This window comes from Sphingomonas sp. (genome assembly GCF_019749955.1).
Taxonomy (GTDB): Bacteria; Pseudomonadota; Alphaproteobacteria; order Sphingomonadales; family Sphingomonadaceae; genus Sphingomonas.
Map to the genome: position 1 here is coordinate 1 of NZ_JAIEPC010000017.1, position 18,925 is coordinate 18,925.

The window sequence follows — 18,925 nt, forward strand, 5'->3', positions numbered from 1 at the left end:
TAGCGCGCCGCGACCGGCGCCGGGACATTATAGACCGGCGACACGGGGAAGTTGATCGGCTCGCTGCCCGCGGTCGGACCATTGTCGAGCTTGAACTTGCGCATCGGTCGTGTTGGCTCGGCGGGCGTTGCTGCTACTGCGAGCTTCGCTGAACGCCCACGCGGATCGAGCGGGCTGAACGCCTGCGTCTCGGTGCACCAGCTTTGCCAGACCGACTTGGTGCCCGCCGCACTGTTGAGCGCGGCCCACAGGTTCCAGCCATGCTGGCGCGCGCGTGGCAGATTATCGCTTGCGACCCAGCCCTCGATCGTCTTGGCGCTTTGCGGGTAATCATAGCCTGCCGGGATCGCCGCCGGACTGGGGCAGCTCGGCCAGACCGATATGGCCGCAACGGGCCGCGCCTCGCCGGGCGCCTGGCTAAGGATCGCGGCGCCCGCGACCAGCATCGATACCGGCAGCGGCACTGCCCAGAGCAATGCACGATTCTGTAGAATTTTCGTCATGACAGGCGACCCCTCCTTGCTTGACTAGGGAGATGCTACGCCCATTGGCAATCAAAAGGAATATTATTTTGATGGTGTAAATACAGTTTGCCGGCATTTACTTGACCCATGCCCGCCGGCTCAGCGTATGCGTTGCAGCGCCGCCACCATGGCCACCGCGCAGACCATGCCGCCGGCCAAACCCGCGATCGCTGGCTGCCACGGATCGGCGCTGAGCAACACGCGCAGCGGTAGCACCCAGGGGAAATAATCGGCCTGGCTCGAACGCGTCATCGTCACCGCAATGGCAATCAGCGTGCCGCCGATACCGAAGCCGAGCGACACCACGAAATTCGAAAAGCGCAACGCCACCCAAAGCTGGAGGCAGGTGAAGCAGCAGGCGCTCGCCGTGATCAGCAGCGCGCTCCGCCCGATCGCCGCCCAATCGAGCGGCCCGACCGGGGGCCGCCCGCTCAGTGCTCCGCCGAGTGCGGCGGCGAGGAGAGTGAAGCCTGCCATCAGCAGTGTCATCGCCGCCATCGCACCAAGCGCCACCACCAGCTTGGCGGCGAATATCCGCCAGCGCGCAATGGGTAGCGCCAGCCAATGGTCCCACATGGCCGAACGATGCTCGATATTGCCAAGCAACGTCGCCAGCGCCGTCACCGCCATCGGCAGCAGGAAAAACGCCCAGATCGGGAAGGCGAAATCGAAGAAAATCGCGCGCCACGTCGGTTGGCGGCGGTTGGCGATCATCGCCAGCAAAACGATCAGGCTCAGCAATGCAGGGACGGTCACCAGCAGCAGCAATGCCAGCGACCCGCCAAGCTTTCGGATTTCCACCCAAAGCACGCGCATCATGCCGCCGCCGCCAGCGGCTGCGTGGTCGCCCGACGATATACCTGCTCGAGATTAGGCCGCTCGCGTTCGAGCGCCGAGACCGCAAGTCCCGCTTCCACCAGCACGCGGTTGATCGCCGCGGCCAGCGCGGGATCGTGGCGAGCGATCGACATGACAAGCGAAGACCGCTCGATCACCGCGCCCGGCAGACCCGCCGCAGCGAGCACCGCAGCGCCGCGAACGGGGTCATCCAGTGTCACGCGCAAGATGCTCGGCGAGCCCAGCAGCGCCGAAACCTTGTCTTGCAGCACGAGTCGACCGCCCTGCATCAGCCCGGCCACGCTCGCAGTCAGTTCGATTTCCACCAGCAAGTGGCTCGACACGAACACCGTGCCGCCGATGCGATTGGGCAGATCGCGGATCAGGTCGCGCATCGCAATGATCCCATCTGGGTCGAGCCCATTGGTCGGCTCGTCGAGCAACAGCAACCGGGGCGTACCCATGATCGCGCGGGCAATCGCCAGCCGCTGCTTCATGCCGAGCGAATAGCTTCCGACCAGCTTGCGCCCGGCCTGCGCCAGCCCAACGACCTCCAAAACCCGCCCCTCTTCGCCAGGCGGCAGGCCAAGCAGAATGCGGGTCAAGCGCAAGTTATCGGTGCCGCTTAGATGATCATAAAGCGCCGGTTGCTCAATCAGCGAACCGACATTGCGGAGCGCCCCGCGCCGATCCCGCCGCAGATCATGGCCCAGCAAGCGAATCGTCCCGGCATCGGCGCGGATCAGTCCGAGCAGTGCCCGCATCGTAGTGCTCTTGCCCGCCCCGTTCGGGCCGAGAAAGCCGTAAACACAACCTTCCGGCACCGCGAGATCGACCCCGTCGAGCACGGTTGTCCGACCAAAGCGCTTTACGAGGCCAAGTGTTTCAATCGCCAACCCCATGCGCGCATCCCGCCAAGCCGTTCGATTAATTGCTTGTCTTTAAAATGCGGGAGCGTCAACGCGTTGAAATATTCGAATCTTCACTTTGCGCCGCCCTGCGTCTGGAGAAGCAAATCAACGGCGCTGCGGCCAACGTAGTTGAGGGGTTCGGGCGATGGTCCGTAGCGCGTCAAGATCAATAAAAACATTGGGTCTGCCTGCATGCGAAGACCTGCAAAAGGACGGGCGCACCACCCGCGCCTGGGTGATGCGCCCGAGTTGATATCAAGGCGGCCCGGCAGGCCGCCTCGATCGTCGCTTACTTCATGTCACCATAAGTGGCGCCCGATCCGGCGAACCCGATGTACACGCGGCCGAACACGCTCTTGTCGCCATCGATGGCTCGGACGGTATCGAGGCTGTTGTTGGGGAAGCCCATCGACTGCCACGTCGCGCCTTCGTCGGTGGAGCGATAAATGCCATATTTGCCGCCCACGGTCCCGGCGATGAAGATCGTCGGATAGCCGCCGGTAAACTGCGGCTTGCCAAAGCCAAAGGCATGGATGCGCGAGGCGCCGGGCACATCAGTCCAGGTCGCGCCGCCATCGATCGAGCGCTTGAACGCGATGTCGGGGTCGCCTTGGAGCTGACCGGGCGTGAAAAACAAATGCCCCGCCTTGCCCGGCACCGACCCCAGCGTCGCGTTGAACACCGAGAAATTGGTGATCTCGCCCTGGAACACGCGGGCCCAAGTCTTGCCGCCATCGCTCGTGCGCCACATGCCCGAAATGTTGGTGCCGCCCGCATTGTAATAATAGAAAGTCGACGCAAGCACCCGATCGGCCACCAGCACCTTGCGGTTGAGATAATTGCCGAAGTGCGAGTGATATTCACTGTTCACTTCACCCGGCAGCCGCACGACATTCCATGTGGCGCCGCGATTGAGCGTGTAGGCGGGCTGACGGTTCCAGCTCGACAACCACATGATATTGTCGATGTTGTTGGCTGCGACCGCCATGTCGCCAAAGCCGAAGCGCTGGTGCGGGTAGCCGAGCCGGATCGTCGGATTGTCCGGATTAATCGACGCGTCGATCTGCGGGAAGCTCGCAAACTCGGTCCAGGTCTTGCCGCCGTCGATCGACCACCCCGCCTGCGTCGGGTCGCGCTGATCGGTACAGCAATATCGATGGTCGGAAGTGTTCGCGACGATGAACTTCGGATTGGCGGGGCTCCAGTCGAGGTCCCAAGCGCTGTTGAAGTTGAACGCCGGACCGTGCGTCGCCGGGAATTTGTCGAGCGATTCGCTGTAGAAAATCGCGCGATCCCATGCTGCCGTCACTGGCTGCCCGCCGGGCGGCGCAATGACGTCGTTGATCACAAGCTGCTCGACGCCGCGGCTGGTCGCCTGCCACGTGACACGCGACGTCGCATCGTCGACCTGCGTGGTCCACACGCCGATTCCTTGCGCCATCCAGATCTTGCCCGGCACCTTGGGGTCGAAATGCGCCTGCGCCGTCGAGAAATAATCCTCGCTGGTCCAGGCGTGCCAGGTGACATCGCCCGCCGCGGTGCGAATGCCCGGCGTCGCGAGCTGAGTCCAATGCGCGCCGCCATCGACCGTGCGCCACGGCTCGCCCGAGCCGCTGAACGCATAGACCCGATTGGGATTACCCGGATCGACGGTCAGCGTCTGGATGTTGTTGGTCGGCGACACATTGGTCCAGGCGCCGCCGCGATAACGCCACACCGCGCCGCTGCCATTTTGTCGATCGATCGCGAACAGCGTCCCGTCGCTCGCGATTTCGGAACGCCAAGCCTGAACCGGGCCGGTATTGCCATCGGCGATCCGTTGCCAGCTATTGCCGCCATCGGCCGAGCGCCAGATGCCATTGCCCCAGGAAGAGGCATAGACAATGTTGGTCCGGCTGCCGTTGCTGCCGCCTGCGGGATCGAAGAAGATGCTGATGCCGCCGCCAGTGTCGGACAACTGCCCCTTGTCATTGTAGCGATGCTCGCCGACCGGAATGTCGCTGATCGTGGTCCAGGTCACGCCGCCGTCGACGCTGCGGCGCATGCCGTCGTCGCGCGTCCCGACATAGACGATGTCGGCATTGACCGGGTCGACCGCGATCTTGAAGCTGCCCGTGCGATAATCGTCATTGGGGTTCGCTTCGGCGACACCGAACGCGGTGCTGCGCGTCCAGCTCGCGCCCTTGTTGTCGCTGCGGTAGAAGCGGCTGTTGTAGTACATATAGAGCCGCTGACTGTTGGTCGGCGCGATCACGACATCGGTCACGCCGCCGCCCGTCGGGAGCCGATCATCAGCCGGCATGCTGATCGCCGTGACGAGCTGATTCCACTTGTTGTTTGCCCAGATATAAGCGCCATAGGTGTCGGTGCGGATCACGCGCTCGACCCCGTCGCGGTGCAGATCGATCCCGGTGATGAAACCGCCCGCGCCAATCGCCAGCGGTTGCCACGACGCCACACCGGGCGTGCCCGGCCGCGCGCGCAGCACGGTGATGACCACGCGATCGCGGCCGATGACTTTGGTCGTTCCGGCTTTGCGCCCGACGATTTCAAAAGTGTATTTGCCAGCACCCGGCACTTGCACGCGCGTTGCCAGCGATGTCGGTGACGCGATGATCGCACCGACCGGCCCGCCAATCTGGCGCCATTCGACCTGGCTGCCGTTCGAGCGCGCCGACAGCACGACCTGATCAACCGGCAAAGTGATGGTCTGGTCCGGCCCGGCATCGGTCGGCTTGTAGCTGGTCGACGCGACGGCGACCGCCACAACGACCAAGGTCGTGGCGCCCGCAGCGGTTGTCACAACGGTTGCCGGATTGGCGGCAAGCGCCGCAGCGGAAAGGGTCGAAAGGCTGATGCTTCCCAAAGTTGATCGCGCTGAAATCACGGTAGTTCTCCCGGTTTTTTTGCATGCGAAGGCAGCGTCGAAGCGGCGGCTTCGACGGTCGGACGGAATGGTGGAAATGGCATTGGATCGCGGTTGAGGGATGCACGGATGTCGACGCGTGATTGCGTCGGACGACGGTCGCTTGCTTCGCTCCTTCCAGTTGCTGCTCGACCGTTACGCCAGCGTGCCCTGCTCGAACTAGCGGTTCGTCGCGCTAATCAATCCTTGCCAAAAGTGGTTAACGGCATAGCCGGGATGCGCGCATAGCAAGAATGCACAAAGGCGCAGTCAGCGCCCTCGCTCCGCCATTTTACGCATGAGAATCAGGGACATGATAGGCGATCGGCGACGACTTACCGCCATACGCATGGCTTGCGGCTGCACGGCACCGCACCACCCGGGCGCTATCCCGAACCCTTAATGGCCTAATCGACCCGAGCGGCCCTTAAGCCGCCACGCCGACCCGATCCTCGAACAGGACCTTCAGATCCTTCTTCAGGATCTTGCCGTTCGCGTTCCTCGGCAGCGTTTCTTCGACGAAGCGGATCGCGACCGGCGCCTTGAACGCGGCGAGATGCTGGCGCACCCAGGCCTGCAATTCCGCCTCGGTCGCGCTGGTCCCCGGCGCGAGGTGGACGACTGCTGCCGGTTCTTCGCCGAGCTGCCGGTGCGGCAAGCCGATCAGCGCGCAGTCGGTGACGGCGGGGTGGGCGTAGAGGACATTCTCGACTTCGCTCGAATAGATATTCTCGCCGCCGCGGATGATCATGTCCTTGGCGCGGTCGACGATGTAGAGAAAACCCTCCTCGTCGAGCCGGGCGAGGTCGCCGGTGCGCACCCAGCCGTTGACGAAGGTCGCCGCCGTCGCTTCGGGCTTGTTCCAATAGCCCTTCACGATCATCGGCCCGCGCGCCCACAGCTCGCCGACGTCGCCGACGGGGAGTTCGTTGACGCCATCCTCGTCCATGATCTTCAAATCGGCGACCGCGACCGCAGGCCCCGCGCTGGTCGGGCGGTTGAGATAATCCTCGGCGGCGTGGCCTGTGACGGTTGCCATCGTCTCGGTCATGCCCCAGCCATTGCCGGGCAGCGCGCCGAATTCGGTGTAGATGCGCTTGACCAGCTCGGGCGCCGAGGGCGCGCCGCCATAGGCAATCGATTCGAGCGACGAGAGGTCATATTTCGCTCGGTCGGGATGTTCGAGCAGCTGCCACGCAATTGTCGGCACACCGCCGGTCGCATGCACTTTCTCGCGCTCAATGATTTCCATCGCCTTCACCGCGTCCCATTTGCGCATGAAGATCAAGGTCGATCCGCTCGCGACCGCGCCCATCATCCCGGCGCTGCACGCGGTGACGTGGAACAGCGGGATGCAGGTGAGCATCGTCTTGGGCGTTGGCGCCGGAATTTCATCGCCCCGCCGCAGCAAGGTCCGCGCGCCCGAATAGCCGCTCGAAAAAATGTTGGTGATCAGGTTGCGGTGCGAACCGAGCGCGCCCTTTGGATTGCCGGTGGTGCCGCTGGTGTAGAAGATCGTCGCATCGTCCTCGGGGACGAGCTCGACCGGCGGCAGCCCTGCTTCAGGGAGCACGGCCCAGTCGTGCGGGGTACCGATCAGCGTTTCGAATGCGCTCGCCTTGCCGTCGAGCGGGGTCACGGCACGCGCCACGAAGATGCGTTCGAGATCGGGCAACGCACCATAATGTTCGGCCAGTCGCGCATGACGCTCGCCGTCGATGAACAGCATACGGCTGCCCGAATCCTTCAAGCCATATTCGAGCTCGGCGCCGGTCCACCACGCGTTGAGCGGCACCATAATCGCGCCGATCGACACGCCGGCGAAAAACACCACGGGCCATTCGGGCAGGTTGCGCATGCACAGCGCGACGCGGTCGCCCTTCTGCACGCCCATCTCGGTCAGCTTGCCTGCCAGTGCCGCGACCGCGCGGTAATGCGCATCATAGGTGACGCGCTCGTCCTCGTGGATCGTGAATTCGCGTGCACCGTGGAATCGCGACAGCATCACGATCTGCGCGAGATTGGCGGGCGCATGCTTCCACACCCGCGTCGGCACGCCGCCGATGTCGACCGTCTCCATTTCGAAGCGCGCACCAGGACCCGTCAGCGCCGCCTCAATGTCCTTCAGGCTCATTTTCGGCCACGCGGGATCGAGCGCGATCAGGGGTTCGCTGAGGGTGGTCGCCACGGGCATCTCTCCAACTCTTGAATTTCGGGTTTGGCTTATCGACCAATTGCACGAAGGTTAGTGTTGATTCGAGCCGCGCTCAAGGCAATAGGGGAGCCAAGGTTTCGAACCAGGGGTATGGAGAGGCGTATGGCATTGGCGGACCCGGAGACTCACGGCTTCGACGCCCGGCGACTCGCGCGGCTCGATGCGCTGTTGAACGATCGCTATGTCGCGCCGGGCCTGCTGCCCAACGCGCAACTGCTGATCGCGCGCGACGGCGAGATCGTCCATTTTTCGCACCACGGCGCCGCGCGGGAGAATGGCGCACCGATTGACGCGACATCATTGTTTCGAATCGCGAGCATGACCAAGCCGGTCACCTCGATCGCGTTCATGATGCTGGTCGAGGAAGGCAAGGTCGCGGTCGACACGCCGGTCCACCACGTCCTGCCCGAGTTCAAAGGGCTCGGCGTCTATAATGGCGGCGGCGGCGGCGTGCCGTTCATGACCAAGCCGACGACTGAGCCGATGCGGATGCTCGATTTGCTGCGTCACACCAGCGGGCTGACCTATGGTTTCCAGAATCGCTCGAACATCGATGCCGCTTACCGCGAGGGCAAGCTCGAGAATTGGCACGGCAATTACGACCTTGACGAATTCGTCGGCGCGCTGGGCAAAATTCCGCTCGAATTCTCGCCGGGTGATGCATGGAATTATTCGGTGGCGACCGATGTGCTCGGCGCGATCATCCAGCGCGTGAGCGGCATGAAGCTCGACGATTTCTACCGCACGCGCATTTTCGAACCGCTCGGCATGCACGACACCTTCTTCGCGGTGCCCGAGGACAAGGTCGACCGGCTGACCGATTGTTTCACCTGGGTGCCCGGCGGCAAGCCCAGGATGTACGATCGCGGCGCGGCCAGCGCGTGGGCCCGTCAGCCGCGCTTCCTGTCGGGCGGCGGCGGCCTCGTATCGACCGCACTCGATTACCACCGCTTCTGCTCGATGTGCCTCAATGGCGGCAGCCTCGACGGCGTGCAGATCGTCGGCCGAAAGACGCTTCAACTGATGACGCTCAATCATCTGCCGGACGGCAAGGACTTGGCGTCGCTGTCGAAATCACTGTTCAGCGAGACGCAGAATGCCGGGACCGGCTTTGGCCTGGGCTTTGCGGTCAACATGGACGTGGCGAAATCGATGATGCCGGGGTCGGTCGGCGAATATTATTGGGGGGGCATGTTCTCGACCGCCTTCTTCATCGACCCGGTCGAGCGCATCCAAATGGTGTTCATGACGCAGCTTCAGCCGTCGAACGCCTATCCGATCCGCCGCGAATTGAAGACGCTGATCTATAGCGCGCTGACTTAACCCCCGGCCCCGTTCGTCCCGAGCGAAGTCGAAGGACGGGCGGCACGCGATACGCGCGGTGTCTCGACTGCGCTCGACACAAACGGTTTTCGTTTTGATTTGGAGAGAAGAATGACCAGCCCCATCACCACCGAACGCCACGGCGACATACTCGTCGTCATTTCGAACAGCCCGCCGGTCAACGCGCTCGGCGCTGCCGTGCGGCAGGGCCTCGATGCGGGCGTGAAGGAAGGGCTCGCCGACGCCAGCATCAAGGCGATCGTCATCCGCTGCGACGGCAAGACCTTCTTTGCGGGGGCCGACATCACCGAATTCGGCAAGCCAATGCAGGAACCCGGCCTGCCCACGCTGCTCGACATGGTCGAAGCCGCTGACAAGCCCGTCATCGCGGCCTTCCACGGCACCGCCCTCGGCGGCGGCTGCGAAGTCACGCTCGCCTGCCACTATCGCATCGCCGACCCCAAGGCCGTGATCGGCACCCCCGAAGTCAAGCTCGGCCTGCTCCCCGGCGCGGGCGGCACCCAGCGCATCCCGCGCGTGGCAGGCGTGAAGCTCGCGCTGCAGATGACCGCAGTCGGCGATCCGATCCCCGCCAAGCTCGCGCTTCAGGCGGGTCTGATTGACCGGATCGCGGGTGACGGCACGCTCGCCGAAGACGCTATCGCCTTCGCTCGCGAAGTGGCCGACGCCCGCCCCCTACCGCGCGCCAGCGAAAAGACGGCGACGCCCGACCCTGACGCCGTCGCTGCGTTCAAGGCGGCCAATGCCAAGCGCTTCCGCGGCTTCGACGCCCCCGCCGCCAACATCGCCTGCGTCGAGAAAGCCACTGACGGCGCGACCTTCGAAGAAGGCATCGCATTCGAGCGCAAGGAATTCATGAAGCTGATGATGGGCGTCCAGTCCGCCGCCCAGCGCCACTTGTTCTTTGCCGAGCGTCAGGCCGCCAAGATCGACGGCATCGACCCTGCGATTGCGCTTCGCGGCATCAAGAAGGTCGGCGTCATCGGTGCCGGCACGATGGGCGGCGGCATTTCGATGAATTTCCTGTCGGCGGGCATTCCGGTGACGATCGTCGAGATGCAGCAGGAAGCACTCGATCGCGGCACCGGCGTGATCCGCAAGAATTACGAAGCCTCCGCCGCCAAGGGTCGCCTCAAGCCCGAACAGGTCGAAGCCGCAATGGGCGCGCTGTCGCCGACGCTCAGCCTTGACGATCTCGCCGACTGCGATCTCGTGATCGAGGCAGTCTATGAGAATATGGACGTCAAAAAGGAGCTGTTCGGCAAGCTCGACGCGATCGTGAAGCCCGGTGCGATCCTCGCGTCGAACACCAGCTATCTCAACATCGACGAGATCGCCGCCTCGACCAGCCGCCCGCAGGACGTGCTCGGCATGCACTTCTTCTCGCCCGCCAACGTCATGAAGCTCTTGGAAGTCGTGCGCGGCGCCAAGACCGCCGATGATGTGCTGGCAACCGTGATGGCGCTCGCCAAGACGATCAAGAAGGTCGCGGTCGTTTCGGGCGTGTGCCCCGGCTTCATCGGCAACCGCATGCTCACCCCGCGCCAGGTCGAGGCGAACAAGCTGCTGATGGAAGGCGCGACGCCCGAACAGATCGACCGCGTCCATGTCGAATTCGGCATGCCGATGGGGCCGTTCCAGATGAGCGACCTCGCCGGCGTCGACATTGGCTGGCACCGCGACCCGGCGCGGATCGACAGCATTCGCGATGCGCTGTGCGCTGAAGGCCGCTGGGGACAGAAAAAGTCGGCGGGCTTTTACGACTATGACGAAAAGCGGAACCCCTCGCCCAGCCCCCGCGTCGCCGAAATCATCGAGGATTTCCGGTCGCGCTCGAACCTGCCCAAGCGCGAGATTACGGACGAGGAAATCATCGAACGCACGCTTTACACGATGGTCAACGAAGGCGCGCTGATCCTTGAGGAGAAGATGGCGCAGCGCGCGAGCGACATCGATGTCGTGTGGATCTATGGTTATGGCTGGCCAGTCTATCGCGGCGGGCCGATGTTCTGGGGAGATACCGAAGGCGCGAAGAAGATCGTCGCGGGCCTGGAAAAGCACGGCTTCACGGTCGCCGAGCTGCTGAAAAGCAACGCCGAAAGCGGCAGCCGCTTCAAGTGACGACCGCGCTCGCCACCGCTGCCGCGATCCGCGCGGGTGAAACCACCGCGCTTGCCGAATGCGAGGCTGCCATCGCCCGGATCGAGGCGGGCGATGGCGCGATCAACGCGGTCGTCGTGCGCGATTTCGACCGCGCGCGCGATCAGGCGCGCGCGGTCGATGCGCGGGTGGCGGCGGGTGACACGTCGGGCGTGCTGCTCGGCGTGCCGATGACGGTGAAGGAAAGCTTTGACGTCGCCGGGCTCGTCAGCTGCTGGGGCTTCGCCGAGCACGCCGATTTCGTGGCGCGCGAGGATGCTATCGCCGTCCAGCGGCTGAAGCGCGCGGGGGCCGTGATCCTCGGCAAGACCAACGTGCCCGTCGCGCTGGCTGACTTGCAGAGCAACAACCCGGTCTATGGCCGCACCCGCAACCCGCATAATCTCGATCGCGTGCCCGGTGGCTCGTCGGGAGGCGCGGCGGCGGCGCTCGCGGCTGGGTTTGTGGCCGTTGAAATCGGCTCGGACATCGGCGGCTCGATACGCCTGCCCGCCGCATTTTGCGGGATGTGGGGGCACAAGCCGACCTACAATGCGCTGTTAAGTTTCGGCCACAACTTCCCGCGCACCGAAGGTTGCGGCGTTGCCCTTAACGTCATCGGCCCGCTCGCGCGCGATGCCGATGATCTGGAGGCGCTGTTCGAGGTGATGGGCGGCGATGCGCTCGCCCGCCCTGCCCCGCGCGGCCCCGGCGACTGGCGCATCTTGCTGCTCGACCCGCACCCGAATGTGCCGGTGCAAGCGTCGATCCGCGACGCGATCGAGGCAACCGGCAAGGCGTTCGAAGCGGCGGGCGCCACCGTCGATCGCCAGACGCCGCTGCTGCCCGATCTCGCCGGACAGACCGCAAGTTACATCCACATGCTGCTGACCGCGATGTCGCGCGGCGGCCCGCGCGCCGATGGTGGCCCCTCGACCACGCTCGACGGTTGGTTCGGTCTGATCGACGCGCAGGCGAAATGCCGCCGCGACTGGGGCCGGTTGTTCGGCAGCTATGACGCGGTGATCGCGCCGATCTGGGGCACCACCGCCTATCCGCATGACGACACCCCGCTTGGCGAGCGCATGCTGATGATCGACGGGACACCCTATCCGGCGGGGATGCAGATGGCCTTGCCCGGCCTTGCCACATTCCCGATGCTGCCCGCGACCAGCGTGCGCGTCGGCACCGATCCCGATGGCCTGCCGATCGGCGTGCAGGTGATTGCCGATTACAACCGCGACTGGACGGCGATTGCCGTCGCCCGCGCGGCGCATGATTTGATGAGGAGCTGAATGCGATGAGCGATCTCGAAACCTTCCGCGCAGAAACCCGCGCGTGGCTCGAAGCGAACTGCCCGCCCGAAATGCGCGAGCCGGTGCGATCCGAAAAGGACGCCAATTGGGGCGGCCGCAATCCCGATTTCCAGCCGGGGCAGAAAGAATGGATGGACGCGATGGCCAGCCGCGGCTGGACCGTGCCCGACTGGCCGGTCGCCTATGGCGGCGGTGGCCTCAGCCCTGCTGAAACCAAGATCCTGCGCGAAGAAATGGCGGCAATGAAATGCCGCAACCCGCTCAACAGCTTCGGCATTTCGATGCTCGGACCAGCGCTGCTGAAATATGGGACCGAGGAGCAGAAGCTCGACTATCTGCCCAAGATCGCACGCGGCGAAATCCGCTGGTGCCAGGGCTATTCGGAGCCGAACGCCGGGTCCGACCTCGCCAGCCTTGCGACCAGCGCCGAGGATGGGGGCGACCATTACATCCTCAATGGCCAGAAGGTGTGGACCAGCTATGCCGACAAGGCCGACTGGATCTTCTGCCTCGTCCGCACCAACAAGACCGACAAGCATAACGGCATCAGCTTCGTGCTGTTCGACATGGCCAGCCCCGGCGTGTCGACCAAGCCGATCCTGCTGATCAGCGGCTATTCGCCCTTCTGCGAAACCTTCTTCGACAATGTGAAGGTGCCCAAGGCGAACCGAGTCCATGACGAGAACAAGGGTTGGGACGTCGCCAAATATCTGCTGGGCCATGAGCGCGAGATGATTTCGGGCATGGGCCTCGGCTCGGTCAGCGGCAATCCGCTGGTCGAAGGCGCGATCGCGACGGTCGGTCTCGACCACGAAGGCCGCCTCGCCGATCCGCTGCTGCGCGCGTCGATCGCGCTGTTCGAAGTGCGCGCCAAGGCATTCGGCATGATGTCCGAACGCTTTATCGACGAGCTGAAGGCAGGCCGCGCCCACCCTGCCCAGCCTTCGATGATGAAATATTACGGCACCGAGCTCAACAAATCGCGCCACGAGCTGATGATGGCATCGGGCGGCTCCGACGCGCTCGAATGGGAAAGCGCCCGCTCGAACGGCGGCGCGGGCCCGCGCGCGTGGCTGCGCACCAAGGCCAATTCGATCGAAGGCGGGACGAGCGAAGTCCAGCTCAACATCGTCGCGAAACGGATTTTGGAATTGCCGTCGGTGTAAACAGCAACAACCCCGTCACCCCGGCCTTGCGGGTTCCCGTCAAAATAATACTTTGATGGGGTCCCGACGCCGGGGTCCACTCCTCCACCAGCGACTCGACCAAGAGGCGCGGTGGGCCCCGGCACAAGGCCGGGGTGACGAACAGGATTGAACAATGCCTCTCTACCTCACCGAAGAACAGACGATGCTGCACGACACGGCGAAGAGCTTCATCGCCGATTCCGCGCCCATCAGCCACATGCGGGGCTTGCGCGACAGCAAGAATGCCGATGGCTTCAGCCGCGATTTGTGGAAGCAATTCGCCGAAATGGGGTTCACCGGCATATTGATCGGTGAAAACGAGGGTGGTCTTGGCCTCGGTCATGTCGAAGCAGGCGTGGTGCTCGAGGAGATCGGCCGCAACCTGTCGCCCTCGCCCTTCCTCGCCACGGCGGTCGCGGCAGTCGAGGCGCTGAAGGGCAGCGCGCACGCCGCCCGGCTCTTCCCCGGCATTCTGAGCGGCGACACCGTGGCGGCACTCGCGATCGACGAGCGCGCCAAGCATGGCACCGGCATCGCGATGAAGGCCGAACGCTCGGGCAATGGCTTCAAGCTGACGGGCACCAAGCAATTCGTCACCCACGGCCATGTCGCCGATGTGCTGATCGTCGCGGCGCGTACGGCGGGCTCGGCGCATGACAAGGACGGCATCACGCTGTTCGCGATCGACAAGGGCGCGGCGGGCCTGAGCGCGGAAGCCGAGCGGCTGGCCGATTCGTCGCTCGCTGCGCGCCTCACCTTCGACGGCGTCGAGGTCGACGCCGATGCAGTGATTGGCGAGGTCGATGGCGGCAGCGATCCACTCGGTCGCTTGCTGCGCGCTGGCCGCGCTGGGGCCGCGGCTGAATTGCTCGGTGTTGGCGGCGGCGCGATGGACATGACCGTCAATTATCTGAAGGAACGCAAGCAGTTCGGCGTGCGGATCGGCAGCTTCCAGGCGCTCCAGCACCGCGCCGCGCATCTCTACAGCGAGATGGAAGTCGCGCGCGCGGCCGTGCTCAAGGCGCAGCAATTGCTCGATGCGGGCGATGCAGGGGCGGAAGAAGCCGTGTCGGTCGCCAAGGCAATGACCAGCCTTGCCACCACGCTGTCGGTGCAGGAAGGCGTGCAGATGCACGGCGGGATCGGCATGACCGACGAATATGACATCGGCTTCTACATGAAGCGCGGCCGCGTGCTCGCCGAGATGTTCGGCGACGCCAATTTCCATGCCGACCAGCTCGCGCGGGCGGCGGGGTACTAATTAATCCTCCCCCAGCTATGCTGGGGGAGGGGGACCGCGCCCGCAGGGCGTGGTGGAGGGGGCCGCAGAACGGCTATACCCCCTCCACCATTTGCTGCGCAAATGGTCCCCCTCCCCGAGCAAGCTCGGGGAGGAATGAGGAAAATGATGACCGACCACCCCACCCCTGCCCAGCTCGCGCAGAACCTCGTCGACCTGCTCGACGTCGAGGAACTCGACACCGATCTCTATCGTGGCAAGCGCGGTCACGACGGCTATGGTCGCGTGTTCGGCGGGCAAGTGCTCGCGCAGGCGCTGCAAGCCGCGCAGCGCTCGACCGACGACGACAAACAAGCGCATTCGCTCCACGCCTATTTCATGCGGGCCGGCGCCGAGGAGCATCCGATCATCTACCGCGTGGTGCGCGATTTCGACGGCAAGAGCTTCGCCACCCGCCGCGTGATCGCGACGCAAAGGGGCGTGCCGATCCTCACGCTTACCTGCTCGCTGCAGCGGCCCGAAAAAGGCCTGTCGCACCAGGACGCGATGCCCGATGTGCCCGCGCCCGAAGACCTGAAGAGCGACCTCGAAATCCGCCTCGAAACCGCCGACCAGATGCCCGAGCGCTTTCGCGCCAATTTCACACGCCCGCGGATGATCGAAAGCCGCCCGATCAACCCGCGCAGCTGGCTCAAGCCCGAAAAGCAGGAGCCGCGCCAGGCGAACTGGTTCCGCGTCGTCGCCCCCGTCGCTGAAGATCCGGCATTGCACCGCGCGATCCTCACCTATGCGTCGGATATGTCGCTGCTCGGCACCGCGACACTCGCGCACGGTGTCAACTGGATGACGCACAAGCTCCAGACCGCGAGCCTCGATCACGCGGTGTGGCTGCATGAGCCGTTTCGCGCCGACGACTGGCTGCTGTACGTATGCGACAGCCCCTGGTCGGGCCATGCGCGCGGCTTCAACCGCGGCAAGATTTACGCGCGCGACGGACGGCTGGTCGCCTCCTGCACCCAGGAAGGGCTGATTCGCCTGCGGGAGTGACGCCATGACGCTGACGACCGACATTGCCGATTTCACCCGCCGCGATCTAACCTTCGGCGGCAAGACCAAGCCGGTGCTGACGATCGGTGAGAGCGGCCCCGCGATCATCGTCATACACGAAGTCTTCGGCTTCACCCCCACGCTCGCGCGCTTCTGCCGCTGGCTCGTCGACGCCGGATTCCGCGTCTATGCGCCGATCCTGCTCGGCACGCCCGATGCGACCAATGCGGAGAAGATTACCCAGCGCCGCCTGCTCGGGCTGTGCGTCAGCCGCGAATTCAACTTGTTCCGCACCGGCAAGTCGAGCCCGATCGTCGACTGGCTCAAGCCGCTCGCGCATCAGGCGCATGCCGAATGCGGCGGGCCCGGCGTCGGCGTGATCGGCATGTGCCTGACCGGCGGCTTTTCGCTGTCGATGGCCGTAGACCCGGTGGTGCTCGCACCGGTGCTGTCGCAACCGGGGATGCCGGTAATGAGCGCGGCAGGGCTCGACATCTCTCCCGCTGACCTCGCCAAGGTGAAGGCGCGCACCCGCGATGGTCTCGAAATCCAGGGCTATCGCTTTGACGGCGATCCGCTGTCGAAGGGCGAAAAATTCACCACGCTCCGCCGCGAATTCGGCGACGCCTTCACCGGCATCGAAATTCCGCCAAGCGCCGGCAACCCCAACAGCCCCCTCGCCCGTGCCGGCCGTCCGCCGCACAGCGTGTTCACCGGCGACCTGATCGACGCCGAGGGCGAGATTACCAAGTCGGCGGTGATGGAAGTGATCGGCTTTTTCTCGCGGGCGTTGAACCCGTAGCGCGGCAGGGCCAAGGCTTTTCAAGCGACCGATGTTTCCATAAGCATAGGACAAACAGGTCGAATCATCGGGGGATGCATGAAATTTTCCTATGCTGGTGCCGCCACGCTCGCCGTGGCGACAGTCTTTGCCACGCCCGCGCACGCCCAGTCGACACCCCCGACGGTGCAGACGCCCCCCGCCAAGCCGGTCTCCCCCTTCGTTTTGTGTGACGGCCGCACCGGCTATGTCAGCGGCGGTCTGCGGATTTTCCGCGCGCTGGCCGTCACGGCGACGCTCGGCGTCTCCGAACTCGGCACCACCAAGGACGACGACGCCAAGCGCGCCAAGGGCAGGGACGGTGCGGCGGCGTGCACCACCGCGCTGACTCTGGAAAAAAATGGCGAACGCCGGGTCGAGCTGGTGATGGCCAAGACCATCCATTTGCTTGAGGACAATGACCTTGAGCAGGCGCTCGCCACGATCCGCACGGCTGAGGAGGCTGCCGGGGACTATAAGCAGGACGTCGGGTTTCGTCGCACCTTGTTGCCGCGCGCGATGCTGCTTGAAGCCAATGTGCAGTTACGGGCCAAGCGCTTTGCCGAAGCCGAAGCCAAGGCGGTCGAGGCGCTACAGCTTGGGTCCTATGACGTTGCCTTTGTGCAACGCGCCTATGGCTTCCTCGGGCTGACCAACGATCTCAGCCCCGCCAAGCAAGACGTGCTCGCCCAGAGTGCGCGGATGATCCCGATCAACTTCAACGCTCTGGCGCAAACCTTGTGCGCAAACGGTCGCTATCTGGAAGCGGCGCAGCTTTTTGCCGATTATGTCACACTCGCCACGGCATCGCTCAAGAAGTTCACGCCGATCTGGTTTGATTCCAACCAGTCGCTGCTGGTCGCGCTGGCCGGTGATGTCGAAAAATCGAACGCCCTGCGCGCCAAAGTGGAAACCGAAATTGCCAGACTGCGCTCCAGCGGTGAATCCGGGGACATGAGTGACCTGCTCGCGCAGACATCGGAAACGCTCACGCTTCAGTCGGTGATCATCGACCTCAAGCAGGGCAAGGCCAGCGACGCGCGCGCGACATTTCGCGCGCATGGCCCCTGGCTGCTCGCCGACAAGCGCTCGGTCTATGCGTCGATGCAACAGTTGCGCGCGGGGGCTCCGGCGTCGGAACTGACGGGCACGCTGGGTGAACCACCCGACGCGTGGCGTGGGCACTTCCTCGACGAAATGGCAACGAGCATCGCCACCGAAGACCAGACCAAACGGCTCTATGCACTGCCAACGCTCAGCGCGAGTGCCGCCGAGTTCAGCAAGGCCAGCCGCGTTACCTGGACCACCGGCGCAAAGCCCAAATTCCTGTGGAAACCGGACAAGAAGGATCCCGCGCTGTTCGAAATCATGTCGACGATCGATACCGTATCGGCGACGGATCTGCCGGCGGGCGAGGCTCTGCTGCTGCAGGCCGGGCTAATTGCGCGCGAACGCGGCGTCGACGGCGTCGCCCTCATTCCGACGCGCAGAAACATCGACCTTATCGGTGTGCGCTTCGGCAAAATCGGCACGCCGGGCTTCCCCGAAAGCCTCACCTTGCGCGCCGACAAGCTGATCGCCGATCTAAGCCCGGTCATCCCGAAGCCGGTACCGACCAACTAGGCGGCGGGCTTACACCGCCGTCTTGCCATATTCCTGCCGCGTCACCGGGTGGCTGCTCGACAGCCCCCCGTCGACCGCCAGCGCCTGCCCGTTGACGTAGCTTGCGTCGTCGGAGGCGAGGAACAGCGCGACTTTCGCCAGCTCCTCGGGCTGGGCAGCGCGGCGGAGGGGATTGAGGCGGCCGACCTTTTCCATCTTCCCCGCCTCGCGTGCGTAATCGAAGGTGGGCTTGGTCATGCCAGTTTCGGTCAGCCCCGGGCAGATCGCGTTGACGCGGATGTTCGATCCCGAGAGTTGCTGGGCCGATGTCATCGCGAGGTTGATCACGCCTGCCTTTGACGCCGAATAAGCGGGCGATCCCGCGCCTGAGCGGATGCCCGCAACGCTCGCGGTCAGCACGATTGCCCCGCCGCCGTGCTTGGCGATCTCGGGAGCGGCGTGCTTCACCGCCAGATACGGCCCGATCAGGTTGACGCGCAGCACTTCGGTGATGAGCGAAACATCGGTGTCGAAGATGTTGGCCATCCCGCCTGAAATCCCGGCATTGGCGAACATGATGTCGAGCCCGCCGAATGTCTCGACCGCGAGCGCGACGGTGCGGACGACATCCTCTTCCTTGCCCGCGTCGATCTTGATCGCGGTCGCGGTGCCGCCTGCGTCGCGGATCGCTTGCGCGGTGTCCTCGGCAGCCTCGCTCCAGTCGGCACAGATGACCTTGCCGCCTTCCGCCGCGAACAGCGTGGCGGCCGCGCGGCCAATGCCCGAAGCGGCACCCGTGACGATGATCGATTTGTCGGTGAAACGCGCGGTCATTCTA

Annotated in this window: 14 protein-coding genes; 8 read left to right on the plus strand and 6 right to left on the minus strand. The window is 64.4% G+C overall.

Annotation, left to right across the window (positions count from 1 at the left end):
• From K2W81_RS05940 to K2W81_RS05960, 5 genes are all read right to left on the minus strand, one after another.
• Positions 1 to 503: hypothetical protein (locus K2W81_RS05940; protein ID WP_294102215.1), on the minus strand; the 503-nt coding region annotated here is incomplete at its 3' end.
• A 120-nt stretch (positions 504 to 623) separates the two neighbouring features.
• Positions 624 to 1,343 (minus strand): ABC transporter permease, encoded by a 720-nt coding sequence (locus K2W81_RS05945; RefSeq protein ID WP_294102217.1) that lies wholly within the window; start codon positions 1,341 to 1,343, stop codon positions 624 to 626.
• The gene (locus K2W81_RS05950; protein ID WP_294102219.1) at positions 1,340 to 2,263 is read right to left on the minus strand and encodes an ATP-binding cassette domain-containing protein; all 924 of its coding nucleotides are present in this window, start codon (positions 2,261 to 2,263) and stop codon (positions 1,340 to 1,342) included. Before K2W81_RS05950 ends, K2W81_RS05945 begins: the two co-directional genes overlap by 4 nt.
• 298 nt (positions 2,264 to 2,561) lie before the next feature.
• Positions 2,562 to 5,075, minus strand: a complete 2,514-nt coding sequence (locus K2W81_RS05955; protein ID WP_294102221.1) for a hypothetical protein — start codon at positions 5,073 to 5,075, stop codon at positions 2,562 to 2,564.
• A 529-nt stretch (positions 5,076 to 5,604) separates the two neighbouring features.
• Positions 5,605 to 7,311, minus strand: coding sequence for a class I adenylate-forming enzyme family protein (locus K2W81_RS05960; RefSeq protein ID WP_294102312.1), 1,707 nt, complete (start codon positions 7,309 to 7,311; stop codon positions 5,605 to 5,607).
• Positions 7,312 to 7,494: 183 nt separating this feature from the next.
• On the opposite strand from K2W81_RS05960, the gene K2W81_RS05965 reads away from it, so the two are divergent.
• The 8 genes from K2W81_RS05965 (at position 7,495) to K2W81_RS06000 (ending at position 18,108) form a co-directional block, all read left to right on the plus strand.
• A complete protein-coding gene (locus K2W81_RS05965; RefSeq protein WP_294102223.1) occupies positions 7,495 to 8,715 on the plus strand; it encodes a serine hydrolase in 1,221 nt (406 codons plus the stop codon).
• Between the two features lie 111 nt (positions 8,716 to 8,826).
• Positions 8,827 to 10,857 (plus strand): 3-hydroxyacyl-CoA dehydrogenase NAD-binding domain-containing protein, encoded by a 2,031-nt coding sequence (locus K2W81_RS05970; protein WP_294102225.1) that lies wholly within the window; start codon positions 8,827 to 8,829, stop codon positions 10,855 to 10,857.
• The gene (locus K2W81_RS05975; RefSeq protein WP_294102227.1) at positions 10,854 to 12,170 is read left to right on the plus strand and encodes an amidase family protein; all 1,317 of its coding nucleotides are present in this window, start codon (positions 10,854 to 10,856) and stop codon (positions 12,168 to 12,170) included. Before K2W81_RS05970 ends, K2W81_RS05975 begins: the two co-directional genes overlap by 4 nt.
• Positions 12,171 to 12,175: 5 nt before the next feature.
• Positions 12,176 to 13,357 (plus strand): acyl-CoA dehydrogenase family protein, encoded by a 1,182-nt coding sequence (locus K2W81_RS05980; RefSeq protein WP_294102229.1) that lies wholly within the window; start codon positions 12,176 to 12,178, stop codon positions 13,355 to 13,357.
• A gap of 154 nt (positions 13,358 to 13,511) precedes the next feature.
• The gene (locus K2W81_RS05985; protein WP_294102231.1) at positions 13,512 to 14,639 is read left to right on the plus strand and encodes an acyl-CoA dehydrogenase family protein; all 1,128 of its coding nucleotides are present in this window, start codon (positions 13,512 to 13,514) and stop codon (positions 14,637 to 14,639) included.
• A 147-nt stretch (positions 14,640 to 14,786) separates the two neighbouring features.
• Positions 14,787 to 15,665, plus strand: coding sequence for an acyl-CoA thioesterase II (locus tag K2W81_RS05990; RefSeq protein WP_294102233.1), 879 nt, complete (start codon positions 14,787 to 14,789; stop codon positions 15,663 to 15,665).
• A 4-nt stretch (positions 15,666 to 15,669) separates the two neighbouring features.
• A complete protein-coding gene (locus tag K2W81_RS05995) occupies positions 15,670 to 16,467 on the plus strand; it encodes a dienelactone hydrolase family protein (protein ID WP_294102234.1) in 798 nt (265 codons plus the stop codon).
• A gap of 78 nt (positions 16,468 to 16,545) precedes the next feature.
• Complete coding sequence (locus K2W81_RS06000; protein WP_294102236.1) at positions 16,546 to 18,108, plus strand: hypothetical protein; 1,563 nt, start codon at positions 16,546 to 16,548, stop codon at positions 18,106 to 18,108.
• A 9-nt stretch (positions 18,109 to 18,117) separates the two neighbouring features.
• On the opposite strand, the gene K2W81_RS06005 is transcribed toward K2W81_RS06000, so the two are convergent.
• Complete coding sequence (locus K2W81_RS06005; RefSeq protein WP_294102237.1) at positions 18,118 to 18,921, minus strand: SDR family oxidoreductase; 804 nt, start codon at positions 18,919 to 18,921, stop codon at positions 18,118 to 18,120.
• Between the last annotated feature and the right edge of the window lie 4 nt (positions 18,922 to 18,925).